Raw genomic sequence first — 11,650 nt, 5'->3', positions numbered from 1 at the left:
GTCGGAGGCAAAGACCCAGTTCGCCGTCATCTTCGGCGAGCGGTTCGTCATCTGATGACGATAACGGCCTCCCGCACAGAATTCCTGACACTCCCCCGCAGTCCAGAAATGGCTTGGGCAGATCGGCGTGAAGACGCTCTACATCACGCCAGGCTCACCATGGGAAAACGGCTACAACGAAAGCTTCAACGGGTCGCTTCGCGACGAACTGCTTAATGGTGAAATCTTCTACAGCCTCGCCGAGGCCAAAGTGCTGATCGAGGCGTGGCGGCGCCACTACAACACCATCCGACCACATAGCAGCCTGGGCTATCGCCCACCCGCACCAGAAGCGGCGACGCCGCCATTGCCGGCCTCCGGTTCCGCTTCGCTCCACCTACGCCCGGCAATGGCGGCGAAGACCACAATGCACTAACTGACAACCCGGACCACCCGGTGGGGGCTGCTCATCGCGGCAAGATCAAGCGCGGTATCGAACGCGCAATGCGGCGCTGGCGTGAGCAGGCGTTGCGATCTCACCACCTCGACCTGACCGGCTCGGTCTTCGTGCCCGCAGGCGCCAAGCTCGCTCAAGGCGTCCCGATGGAAACGCTTGCACAAGGGGCGTGATCGACTGATTTGCCGGTTCGCTGTCGCACGGCGGTCGGCGTCGGCTGGCACCCATGCTTTTTGGAATAGCCAACGTCGGCGATGCGCGCTCACCCACCCGAAAGCGAATGATCCGTAAACCATCAACTCCGGTCATTCCCGGAACCATGCCGCAGCAGAGGGGCAGCGAGACCCGGCATGGACCAACGCTCCATCATACATTCGCCGATCCAACAAGTCGACGCGTCTACATGTCGATGCGGCTGCCGCTAATGTCCCGGATCCTTCACCGCGATGATGTCGGCCGCATCCTCACGCATGCCGCCCGTTGTCTTCCGCCCACCGGCGTGATGGCAGCGGTGTCGGCATGTCGATACCGCGACGGCTCGACAGGTCGACGATGTCGCCCCACACTCGGGCCAGATGCCCATTGGCATGCCCCCTGCCCCCCCCCGGCCGGCGCTGAACCGTCAGTGGCGCGGCGCGATCCGCGCGCTCCCGCCCCGCCCCACACCGCCGGCTTGGCGCGCATCGGACGGACGTCGATGGCGTAAGTCCGTCGTCATGTCGGGATGTCGACATGTCGCACGTAACCCGCGCGCGCTGGCCCGGCCATCGGCCGCCGAAGGCGCCATGGAGGCAGCGACGGGGTGGAACGACCGTCGCCGACGTCGCTGCGATCGGCTGCCCCCTCTTCCCCTTACGGAAAGCAACGTAACAGTGCCGACGTGTCGACACGCCGACATGTCGGGAAACCCCTGCCCCGCGCGTCCGCCCTGCCCACCCGCCACGATCGCGCACCCGACATGTCGCCATGTCGACGTCGCGACACCCGCTGATCGACATGTCGACACGGTGGCCGGACGCCCCGCTCCGCTGCCGGTGAAAGCCGTGCTTCAGACGGCCCGTGCCGGGCGCATCGGACGGCGCCCGACCGCGCCCGCCTCGAACCACGGCGTCACCAGCAGGTGCGGGACCGCCAGTGCCGCGATGCCGGCGAACAGGCCGCGCACGCCGCTGGGATCGACGCGCAGCAGCAGCATCGCCACCATGCCCGCCAGCACCACCGCCGCCGCGAACACCGGCGCGACCGTCGTGAGATAGGACAGGGTGCTGCCGCACCCCAGCCGGTCGCGGCGCGCGGCGGTCTGCGGCAGTGCGTGCAGGATCAGGAACCCGGTCGTGAAGCCGACCAGCGGGGGCAGGGCGAGCAGCCCCGCCACGCCGCCCGCCAGCCGCCCGTCGCGCCGCCGCCACGCCAGCACCAGCAACCCGCCCGCCGCCACGCCGCCGCTGAGCGCGAGGACCGGCGTGGCCGCGGCGACCGGCGACCCCGCTCCGCCCGCCGTCCGCAGCAGCGCGGCATAGCCCTCCGCGTGCAGCGCGGCCGGGGCGGCGACCAGCGCGACGCCGCGCGCGATCCGCTCCGCCACGGCGCCGTCCGGTGCGTCTTCCAGCCCGAAATGGATCGCGGAGGCGAGCAGGAACGCCGGCAGCGCGATCGCCGGGTCGGCGGTCCACCACAGCAGCGTCACCAGCGACACCGCCCCATAGGCGGCGAGGAAGGTCGGGCGCCGCGGCGGCGCGACCACCGCCAGGTCGCCCGCGCCGTGCACCATGCCGACCACGCCGATCCCCAGGATCGCGAACGCCAGTTGCACCGGCAACGGTGCGATCGCCGCCGCGATCGTTCCGGCCGCCAGCAGCGCGGGCAGGGCGCGGGGCAGGCGGGGGCGCCCGCGTGTCACGCCGCCGGCGCGTGCTCGCGCAGCGCCGTGTCGAGGTTGCGCGCCGCGTAGAAGGCGTAGACGACCTTGGCGACCACATCCATGACCAGGATCGCCCATACCGATGCGGGGTCGGTGATGATCCTCAATCCTTCCGGACCGATCAGGAAAACGACCGGATACAGGAACCAGACGACCGTCAGGAACGCGATGTTCTTGCGATAGGCGGTGCTCAGCGCCGCACCGCGCTGCGCAGCCAGCGCACGCAGCGGCCCCCACAGAAGGTACAGCACGCCGACGAACGCGACGCACGACCACAGGTACCACACCCATTTCACCACCGGCGCCGTCGCCAACGACGAGACCAGCCCGGTGGCGATCATCAGCACGTCCAGCACGATGATCGCGGTCAGGTACCCGCCGACCTCGCCCGTCCGCCCGCGTTCATGGAACGCGGTCAGCACCAGGCTCGCCAGCAGGATCGGCGTCGTCACCGACCAGTCGGCATAGCGCGCCAGATAGGTCGCGGCGCCGTCCGGCGTCGCCAGCGTCCCGATGCCGAACGCCATCGCCAGATAGGCGGTCGCCGCGATGAAGGGGACCGCGGCGTGCAGCAACGTGTGGTGGCGCGCCGGCGGCGCCTTGCTCCCCGTCGCATAGATCGCCAACGAGGCGAGTGACATGATCGTGAAGCCGATCGTGAAGGCGGTCTGGTCCATGCGCGCATCCCTTGGCAGGACTGGCCCCTCGCAAGACCTCGGGAAAGCTAACGCAGGATAAGGCCGATGGTGCCGGAAACATTGTGACACGATTGCCGTAGCGCCGGTGGGAGCTTCACGAAGCGTCCGCCGACGGTGCCGCCCACATCCGCGAACGCCGTCGCGCCGTGCGTTCGCGCGTCACGCTGCGGGGAGGGGGCTCGCGGCTCCCGGTCTCATGCGGGCGGATGACGACGTGTATGCCTGTCGACACGTCGTTATGTCGACATGCCTGCACCGTTGTCTGTCGTTCCGCGCCGCCATTGCCACGTCCGCGCCCGCGCGCTGGTTTGACACGTCGCCCGCCGGCCCGGTACATCGCCGCTATGCGCCCACGACGGTTCGGATCATCCGCGACGACCGCGCCCGACTTTTCCGCCCGAAAGCACGAAGATCCGGCGTGCCCCATGACGGGGGACAGCACAGGGGGTAGGGCAGGGGAGCATCCATGACCAAGGTCATCCCGCCGCAGGGCGATCTGTTCCGGCTCGACAGCCCGCTGCTGGGCGACATCCAGGGCGAACGGACCGTCGCGGAGTTTCCGTTTTTCGCGCTCACCAAGCGCGCGCAGATGGAGCCGATGACCTTCGAGAGCGAGAGCGCACGGATCGAGATCAACCCCAGCAAGACCGGGGTTGCGACGATCTACGACAAGGAAATCCTGCTCTATATCGCCAGCATCATGGTCGGGCGGCTGGAGGCGGGCGAGACGATCGACCGCACGCTCAGCTTCACCGCCAACGACCTGTTCCGCATGACCGGCACCAACGCCTCGGCGCGCTCCTATGCCTCGCTGAAGGCCTCGCTGGCGCGGTTGCAGGGCACGCAGATCATCACGAACATCGAGACCGGCGGGGAGGGCTCGGACAGCGCCTTCTCGTGGCTGCTGAAGGCCGACATCAAATATACCAAGCTTCCCAACGGCGAACGGCGCGTGAAGCATGTCGAGGTGATGCTGTGCGACTGGCTCCACCGCGCGATCCTGACCGACCGGCGCATCGCGGCCTATCACGACGATTTCTTCAAGCTCGGCCCGATCGAGCGGCGGCTCTACGAACTGGCCAAGTTCAACTGCATCGACGGCGCGCGCTTCGAGATCGACGCGGTCGAGCTGGCGGGCAGGGTGGGGTGCTCGCTGGAGCCGCGCTCGCTCGAGAACTTCCGCCGCACGCTGCGCGAGGTCGCGCGGGTGCAGTCGATCCCCGAATATTGGCTGACGCTGACCGACCGCAAGGAACCCGGCCCGAACGGCGGCCGCCCGAAGCTGACGACGCTGGTCACGATCACCCATAACGAGGCGTTGCAGTTCGTCGGCCCGCCGCAACCGGGCGCCGCCTGACGCGCTCTCGGTCGCATCCGGGTTTTCCGCCCGAAAGCACGAACTTCATCCACGGTTTTCCGTGCGAAAGCACGACATGGCACGCCGCGCGAGTCGGGCGCGCCGCATCGCACGTAACGGGGGCCGTTCGGGTAACGAAATCGCCCCGACGTGGGTAAATTCGGGGTTGGAGCGGCACCCGACGCGGTGTTTTCCGCCCGAAAGCACGAATTGGTGCTCCCCGATCCACACGCCCGGCATCGCCGGCCCGGCGGTTTTCCGCCCGAAAGCACGAACATTCGTGGGATTTTCCGCCCGAAAGCACGAACATTCGCGCTTTCCTACACCGGACCCGTCCGACACATAGATTGCAATGAGGCGTCTGCCGCGTTCGCGCGCGCGCTTCAGGGGAAATGCCAAAGGAACTGGCTGTGAGCACATAAACGAATGCCCGGCACGAAGGCCGGGCACCCTGGGATTGTTATGTGGCAGCGTCGCCAAACGCTGACCGGTCATCATTCACTAACGACGACCTCCACGTAGCGATGTCCGAACCTCGGTTCAAGGGAGCGCGCTTCGCGCCACGTCATTGTTTTGCCTGCTGACGGCCCCTTCGCAAAGGGGACGAACGATGACCTGTACCCAGACGGCCTTCACGGGGGCCACGGGCGCGCGGCCCATCACCGCGCTGTCGCGCCGGATCGTGCGCGAGCTGGAGGCGCGCGCGCCCGCCGCGACCGATGTCGAGCGCAACCGGCTCTATCCGATCCTGGAGGGCGCGCGCGTCGCGCTCGGGCTGGGCACCCCGGCGCTCCAGACGCTCAAGCATCTGATCGGCTTCACCCGCCCCGACGACTGGACGCTCGGCCGCACGCCGATCGCATGGCCCAGCAACTATACGCTCGCCGAGCTGGCCGGCGTGACCGAGAGCGCGATCAAGGCGCGGCTGCGGCAATTGCGCACGCTCGGGCTCGTCACCGCGCACGACAGCGCACACGGGCGCCGCACCGGGCGCCGTGACGTCAGCGGCGCGATCACCAGCGCGTACGGGCTCGACCTGTCGCCGCTGCGCATCCGCTTCGAGGAGCTGCGCACACTTGCCGACGCGCAGACCGCGCAGTCGCGGCTGTTCAAGGAGGGGCGGCAGGCGATCGCACGGAGCCGCCGCCTGATCGGACAGGTGCTGGCGCAGGCCGCGGACCTGCAACTGACCGGTGCGCACTGGATGGCGTTGCAGGACGCGATCGAGCGGATCGCGGCGCGGGCTACCGCAGCGCGGGTCGCACGCGACAGCGCGGCCTATCAGGCGGCGCTCGATTGCCTGCCGCAGCTCGAGCAGGACGTGGGCGCGACGATCGACCGGTTCATGTTTACACAGAAGAATAGCGCGTCGGGGTCAAAATCCGCACCCGACATACATATACAAACCAACCCTTCTCCTCATCCCTATGTACAAGGCGATCGTGATCGTAGTCGACATCCGGACGCGGGTGCACCTTCGGAGCCGCTGCTCCCCGCGTCGCCGTCGGGAAGCGTGTTCAAGGCCCGGCCGGTCGATCTGGTCGCGATGTTCCCGACGCTGGCGATGTACATGAGCGCGCCGACGCCCGGCTGGCCCGATCTCCACGCTGCGGCGGCACGGCTGCGGCACGACCTCGGCATCCGCACCGCGACATGGGTCGACGCGCTCGACCGGATCGGGCGTGACGGTGCGGCCGTGGCGATGATGATCACCGCCGAGCGCCAGGCACGTCATGAGATCCGCCAAACCCCCGGCGCGTATTTCGCCGGCATGGTCGCCAAGGCGGGGCGCGACGAGCTCGACCTGGGGCGCAGCCTGTGGGGATTCCGCCATGCGGTGCTCGCCGATCATTAAGGCCGCATGTCGACGATCATGCAGCTTGCCATGTCGACACCGCGACATGTAGGAATGGCGACATGCCGACGATCGCGATCATCAGCCAGAAGGGCGGGGCGGGGAAGACGACGCTCGCGTTGCACCTCGCCGCCGCGGCGCAGGATGCCGGCGCGGTGTCGCTCATCATCGACACCGACCCGCAGGCGACCGCCAGCCAATGGGCCGCGTGGCGTCAGGATGCGCCGCCCGAGGTGATCGACAGTCCGCCGCCGCGGCTCGCCGCCAAGGTCGCGCAGGCGGCGGGGCAGGGGGCGCAGGTGATCGTCATCGACACGCCGCCGCATGCCGACAGCGCGGCGCGCGCCGCGGTCGAGGTTGCCGATCTGGTGCTGATCCCGTGTCGCCCGAGCGCGTTCGACCTCGCCGCGATCCAGACCAGCGCCAAGCTGGTGCAGTTGCTGCGCAAGCCCGCGTTCGTCGTCTTCAGCGCCGGCAGCCCCAATGCCCCGCGCGTCTATGCCGAGGCGGGCGAGCTGGTCGAAGGTTACGGCACGCCGGCCTGCCCGGTGCTGCTCCCCGATCGCGCCGCCTTCCGCCATGCCTCCGCGGAGGGACGCACCGTCATGGAATTGGAGCCATCGGGACGCGCCGCGCAAGACGTGCGCGAACTCTACAAATGGACGTGTCGACAGCTCGACATGCCGACCCCGCGTTTCCGCAAGAAGGTCCCTGCATGAGCCGCAAGCCCAGTTTCGCCAATCTGCGCGGCACCGCCACCCCGGCACCGGCGGCTGCACCGGCAACCCGCGCAAAGCTGGCACCGGCCCCCGCTCCGGTTGCGGCTCCGGAACCCGTGCCCGCCGGCCCGGCCCGGCCGGTCAGCCGCGAGGGACGCAAGCAGATCGCGGGCTTCTTCTCGCCCGACATGTCGCTGGCGATGCACATGCTCGCGCGCCGTCAGGGCCGCAGCCTCCAGGCGCTGATGGCCGAGGCGTTCAACGACGTGCTGCGCAAGCACGGCGAAAGCCCGATCGGCGACTGAACACCGATGGGGCAGGGGCGTTGATGCCGGGCAATCAGCCGGAGCCTCAGCGATGACCGATCCCGACGACCTGCCTCCCGACGATCCCGATCGCAGCGGCGACATGCCCGCCGACCTGCCCGACGAACCCGCCGAGGATCTGGGCGACTTCGCCTGAGCATGAAAGGCGGGGGAGCGCGATGCTCCCCCAACCGCATCACACCCGCTGGCGCGCCACCCGCGAACCGCGCGCGCGACGCAGCGTGTAGCCGACCGCGCCGAACCCGAGCATCAGCAGCGCCCACGTGGCCGGCTCCGGCACCGCGCCGGTCGCGCCGGTGCTGTCGAAGCGGAAGTTGGCGTCACAAATGCCCTTGCCGCAGTTGGTGGTCGGGTTGAACACCGCGTTGGCGGTGAGCAGCTGCCCCTTGGTGTAGCCGTCGACCGTGCCGGTGGCCGCCGGGCTGTAGATCACCGACAGGCGGTTGGTCGTCGCGGTCAGCGCCGCGGTGTAGAGCGCGCCATCGGTCAGCGCGACCCCGCCGAGCGTGAAGTCATACCAGAAGTTCGAGCGGTTGGCGGCGAGCGACGGCGTGGCGGTCACCTGCTTCAGGATCGTGCCGGTCAGGCTGCCACCCTCGCGCAAGGTGAAGGTCACCGGGCCGTCGACGGTGCCCGACAGACCGGTCTGGAACTGGAAGCCGAACGAGGTCAGCGAAGTGCCGATCATCGCGAACGTCTGCCCGACCGTGCCGCCGGTCGAGATGGTCACGCCGCGCGGTGCTCCGCCGTCCTGGACGAACGTCGCCGCCTGCGCCGGTACCGCTGCCCCCAGACCGCCGGCGCCGAGCGCCACGGCCGTCATCAACCGCTTCATGATGTGCAACCCCCTGTTAACCTTCGTAAACGCCGGCGCCTCTATCACTGCGATGTTGCAGTCCCGCGACACCGGGCGTGCACGGTCAAGCCGCTGACATGCAATGAATGTGTCATCATCGCTGACTAGGCGCCCCATCAGGCAGATCGTTAACGGGGGTCGGGATGAGCACGCAATATTGGAACCTGGGTGGCGGCGATCTGGTGCAGAACTGGAGCGACGGCGGGCTCATCACCGGCGACGACGACTGGAGCCGCGTGCCGAGCATCATGGGCTTCCGCGGTGACGACCTGACCGCGCGCACCGGCACCGATCCGCGGACGATCAGCGCCGGCAGCGATGTCGTCGACGTGATCGCCAACCAGACCAGCACCAACATCACCAATGGTGGCGTGGCCGAGTTCGCGATCGCCAACCCGGTCGTCGCCCTCCAGGGATCGGGCACCGCCGATGCGCCGTACCTGGCCTTCTATCTCGACGCGACCGGGCGCAGCGACGTGCGCTTCACCGCCACGATCCGCGACATCGACAGCAGCGCGGACAATGCGGTGCAGCAGGTCGCGGTCCAGTACCGCCTGAACGACACCGCCGCCTGGATCGACCTGCCGTCCGCCTATATCGCCGATGCGACGACCGGCGGCGCGGCGGGGCAGGAGACGCCGATCGACGTGACGCTGCCGGGCAACGCCAACGGCGTCGCGACGCTGCAGGTGCGCGTCATAACTACCAATGCGGTCGGCAACGACGAATGGATCGGCATCGACGACATCCGCGTCACCAGCACCGGCGCGGGCGGGCCGCAGCCGGGCGTGCTGTCGATCGCGGACGCCAGCACCGTCGAGGGTAACGGCGGCACGCACGACCTGATCTTCACCGTAACGCGCGCGGGCGGCAGCAGTGGCGCGGTCGAGGCGGGGTGGAGCGTCACGCTGCCCGGTGGCGCGGACGGCGCCGATGCCGCGGACTTTGCGGCGGGCACCGCGTTTGCCGGCACGGTGGCGTTCGCCGCCGGGCAGACCAGCGCGACGATCCGCCTGGCGGTCGCCGGGGACACGCTGCTGGAGGGCAACGAGACGTTCGCGATCGCGCTGTCCAACCCGACCGGCGGCGCGACGCTCGACCGCGCGGCAGCCACCGGCACGATCGTCAACGACGACATCGGCTATCGCACGATCGGCGACATCCAGGGCAGCGGGCTGACATCCGCCTATGAGGGCCAGACCGTGCTGACCACCGGCGTGGTCACCGCAATCGACAGCAACGGCTTCTACCTCCAAGATTATGGCGACGACGACGCGCGCACGTCCGACGCGATCTTCGTCTTCACCTCGTCGGCGCCGCAGGACCTGTTCGTCGGCGACACGCTGACGGTTGAGGGCCGCGTGTCCGAATATCAGGCCGGCACCGGCGGGCTGACCGTGACGCAGCTCAACCCGACCTCAATCCAGCTCGACAGCTTCGGCGACGCGCTGCCCGACGCGGTGCTGGTCGGGCAGGGCGGGATCCTGCCGCCGACCGAGAAGATCACCGACGGTATCGCCTTCTGGGAAGCGCTGGAGGGGATGCGCGTCACGCTCGACGCGCCGCAGGTCGTGTCGAACACCACCGCCGACCGCTTCCAGGAAACCGATGTCGTCGTCTCGGGCGGGGCGGGCGCGACCGGGCTCAATGCGCGCGGCGGCATCACGATCGCGCCGGGCGACTTCAACCCCGAAAAGATCCAGATCCAGCGCGACGCCGCGATCTTCGACGGCTTCTCGCCCGGCTATAGCGTCGGCGACCGGCTCTCGAGCGTCACCGGCATCGTCAACTATGCCGCCGCCACCTATGAAGTGATCGTCACCGAGGCGGTCGAGGTGACGAAGGACGTGACGCTCGCGCGCGAGACGACGGCGCTGAAGGGCGACGCCGCGCATCTGTCGATCGCGACCTACAACGTCGAGAACCTCGATGCGAGCGACGGCAAGTTCGACATTCTGGCGGGCGACATCGTCCGGCATCTCGGCGCGCCCGACATCGTCGCGCTCCAGGAGATCCAGGACGCCGATGGTGCGGGCACCGGGAGCGACCTGTCGGGCCAGAAGACCGCGCAAGGGCTGATCGACGCGATCGCGGCCATCAACGGCGGACGCTATGCCTATGTCGAGGTCGCGCCGACCGTCGCGGGCAGCACCGGCGGCGAGCCGGGCGGGAACATCCGCAACGGCTATCTCTACAACCTGGACCGCGTCGACTACGTCGCTGGAAGTGCGGCGTTAATCACCGGGGATGCCTATGCCAACAGCCGCAAGCCGCTGGCCGCGACCTGGGACTTCAACGGCGAGCAGCTGACGACGATCAACGTCCACTTCACCTCGCGCGGCGGCAGCGATCCGCTGTGGGGCGCCAGCCAGCCGCCGTTCGACGCCGGCGACGCGCAACGCACCGCGCAGGCCGCGGGCGTGAAGGCGTGGGTCAACGACAGGCTGGCCGCGGATCCGTCGCTCAACGTCGCGATCATGGGGGACTGGAACGGCTTCTATTTCGAGCAGGCGCAGACCCAGCTGACCGACCCGGCGCAAGGCGGAAAGTTCACCAATCTCAGCACGCTGCTGCCCGAGGAAGAGCGCTACAGCTACATGTTCCAGGGCAATGCGCAGGCGCTGGACAACATGCTGGTCACCGGCGGGCTGCTGGACGGGGCATCGTTCGACGCGGTGCATCTGAACGCCGAGTTCGGCGGCGAGCGCCCGACCGACCACGACCCGCAGCTGGCGCTGCTGAAGCTCGGTTTTGCCGACGCGGATGCGGCGGCCGCGCCGATGGACGCGGGGATTGACGACCCGGCCTATGGTTGGATGATGGGCAACCACGCGCGCTTCGGCGGGATGGAATTGCTGCATATCGCGTGACGCGCGGCGGGCGGGGCGGGAGCGGCCGGTGTCGTTCCCGCGCGCGCCGGTGACGGGACCATCCCGAAAATAGCGGCGCAGGTGCGCCAAGTGGCGGTGGATCAGGCCGCCCGGAACGCGGTCGGGCGCAACATCGGCAACGTACGGGGCGACCCGGCGCTACGGCTGCGGCGTGGGGCCGGCGATCGGGTTACGTTGCGCCATGCGTTCGCGCTGCGTGGCGCGGAGCGCCTCGGTTTCGGTCAGGTCGACGACGTGGATCGACAGATTGCCCATCCGCTGGCGGATGCGTGAGCCGATCGGGGTGCCGATATCGCCGCGGACGGTGAAGCGGTCGATCCGGTAGAACCCGGGCTGCCCGGCGGTGAGTTTTAGCGGCACGTAGCGGCGCTGGCCGACGTGGCGCAGGATGCCGGGCTTCCATTGGCCGAGGCCGTTGGTGCGCAGCATCTCGACGTCGGTCACCTTGCCGTCCGGTTGAATCCAGTAACCAATGTCGGCGAAACGGATCGAATTGGGGGGCACCTCAAGGTTTGTCATATGGACAGCGGCAGTCGGAACAAATGGTCAACAAAGGCCTGAGCGTTGCCGCAAAGTATATTAAGTTTCGTG

The 11,650-nt window shown here is 68.6% G+C and carries 10 protein-coding genes and 1 pseudogene; 7 read left to right on the top strand and 4 right to left on the bottom strand.

Annotated elements, in window-relative coordinates:
• Positions 1-97 precede the first annotated feature (97 nt).
• Positions 98-415, top strand: a pseudogene (locus J2Y58_RS20175) (transposase); the annotation flags it as partial.
• A 68-nt stretch (positions 416-483) separates the two neighbouring features.
• The gene (locus J2Y58_RS20170; RefSeq protein WP_310107157.1) at positions 484-609 is read left to right on the top strand and encodes a hypothetical protein; all 126 of its coding nucleotides are present in this window, start codon (positions 484-486) and stop codon (positions 607-609) included.
• Between the two features lie 875 nt (positions 610-1,484).
• Here the strand turns inward: J2Y58_RS20170 and J2Y58_RS20165 are convergent.
• Together J2Y58_RS20165 and J2Y58_RS20160 are read right to left on the bottom strand one after the other, a co-directional pair.
• Positions 1,485-2,336, bottom strand: coding sequence for a Brp/Blh family beta-carotene 15,15'-dioxygenase (locus J2Y58_RS20165; protein WP_310107155.1), 852 nt, complete (start codon positions 2,334-2,336; stop codon positions 1,485-1,487).
• Positions 2,333-3,034: a bacteriorhodopsin gene (locus J2Y58_RS20160; RefSeq protein WP_310107153.1), complete on the bottom strand. Its 702-nt coding sequence runs from the start codon at positions 3,032-3,034 to the stop codon at positions 2,333-2,335. The genes J2Y58_RS20165 and J2Y58_RS20160 overlap by 4 nt, the downstream gene beginning before the upstream one ends.
• 487 nt (positions 3,035-3,521) lie before the next feature.
• Here J2Y58_RS20160 and J2Y58_RS20155 point away from each other — a divergent pair, with 487 nt between their 5' ends.
• From J2Y58_RS20155 to J2Y58_RS20140, 4 genes are all read left to right on the top strand, one after another.
• On the top strand, positions 3,522-4,412 hold the full coding sequence (locus J2Y58_RS20155) for a replication initiator protein A (protein WP_310107151.1): 891 nt from the start codon (positions 3,522-3,524) through the stop codon (positions 4,410-4,412).
• Positions 4,413-5,022: 610 nt separating this feature from the next.
• Positions 5,023-6,267, top strand: a complete 1,245-nt coding sequence (gene repC, locus J2Y58_RS20150) for a plasmid replication protein RepC (RefSeq protein ID WP_310107149.1) — start codon at positions 5,023-5,025, stop codon at positions 6,265-6,267.
• Positions 6,268-6,329: 62 nt separating this feature from the next.
• A complete protein-coding gene (parA, locus tag J2Y58_RS20145; RefSeq protein WP_310107147.1) occupies positions 6,330-6,986 on the top strand; it encodes a ParA family partition ATPase in 657 nt (218 codons plus the stop codon).
• Entirely contained in the window at positions 6,983-7,291 is a 309-nt protein-coding gene (locus J2Y58_RS20140; protein ID WP_310107145.1) for a ribbon-helix-helix domain-containing protein, read from the top strand. Before parA ends, J2Y58_RS20140 begins: the two co-directional genes overlap by 4 nt.
• Before the next feature lie 196 nt (positions 7,292-7,487).
• On the opposite strand, the gene J2Y58_RS20135 is transcribed toward J2Y58_RS20140, so the two are convergent.
• Positions 7,488-8,147 (bottom strand): PEPxxWA-CTERM sorting domain-containing protein, encoded by a 660-nt coding sequence (locus tag J2Y58_RS20135; RefSeq protein WP_310107142.1) that lies wholly within the window; start codon positions 8,145-8,147, stop codon positions 7,488-7,490.
• Between the two features lie 164 nt (positions 8,148-8,311).
• Here J2Y58_RS20135 and J2Y58_RS20130 point away from each other — a divergent pair, with 164 nt between their 5' ends.
• The gene (locus J2Y58_RS20130) at positions 8,312-11,038 is read left to right on the top strand and encodes a Calx-beta domain-containing protein (RefSeq protein ID WP_310107139.1); all 2,727 of its coding nucleotides are present in this window, start codon (positions 8,312-8,314) and stop codon (positions 11,036-11,038) included.
• A gap of 159 nt (positions 11,039-11,197) precedes the next feature.
• Here J2Y58_RS20130 and J2Y58_RS20125 read toward each other — a convergent pair whose 3' ends face one another.
• Entirely contained in the window at positions 11,198-11,578 is a 381-nt protein-coding gene (locus tag J2Y58_RS20125; RefSeq protein ID WP_310107138.1) for a hypothetical protein, read from the bottom strand.
• Positions 11,579-11,650: the final 72 nt, after the last annotated feature.

This window comes from Sphingomonas sp. BE138, assembly GCF_031456125.1.
GTDB lineage: Bacteria > Pseudomonadota > Alphaproteobacteria > Sphingomonadales > Sphingomonadaceae > Sphingomonas.
This window is presented reverse-complemented; position numbering and strand designations above follow the sequence as displayed.

What these genes read in the sequence shown, in the direction of transcription:
- J2Y58_RS20155 (WP_310107151.1), top strand. Translation starts at nt 3,522, where the DNA reads ATGACCAAGGTCATCCCGCCGCAGGGCGATCTGTTCCGGCTCGACAGC.
- J2Y58_RS20140 (WP_310107145.1), top strand. Translation starts at nt 6,983, where the DNA reads ATGAGCCGCAAGCCCAGTTTCGCCAATCTGCGCGGCACCGCCACCCCG.
- J2Y58_RS20135 (WP_310107142.1), bottom strand. Translation starts at nt 8,147, where the DNA reads ATGAAGCGGTTGATGACGGCCGTGGCGCTCGGCGCCGGCGGTCTGGGG.
- J2Y58_RS20130 (WP_310107139.1), top strand. Translation starts at nt 8,312, where the DNA reads ATGAGCACGCAATATTGGAACCTGGGTGGCGGCGATCTGGTGCAGAAC.
- repC (WP_310107149.1), top strand. Translation starts at nt 5,023, where the DNA reads ATGACCTGTACCCAGACGGCCTTCACGGGGGCCACGGGCGCGCGGCCC.
- J2Y58_RS20160 (WP_310107153.1), bottom strand. Translation starts at nt 3,034, where the DNA reads ATGGACCAGACCGCCTTCACGATCGGCTTCACGATCATGTCACTCGCC.
- J2Y58_RS20125 (WP_310107138.1), bottom strand. Translation starts at nt 11,578, where the DNA reads ATGACAAACCTTGAGGTGCCCCCCAATTCGATCCGTTTCGCCGACATT.
- J2Y58_RS20170 (WP_310107157.1), top strand. Translation starts at nt 484, where the DNA reads ATGCGGCGCTGGCGTGAGCAGGCGTTGCGATCTCACCACCTCGACCTG.
- parA (WP_310107147.1), top strand. Translation starts at nt 6,330, where the DNA reads ATGCCGACGATCGCGATCATCAGCCAGAAGGGCGGGGCGGGGAAGACG.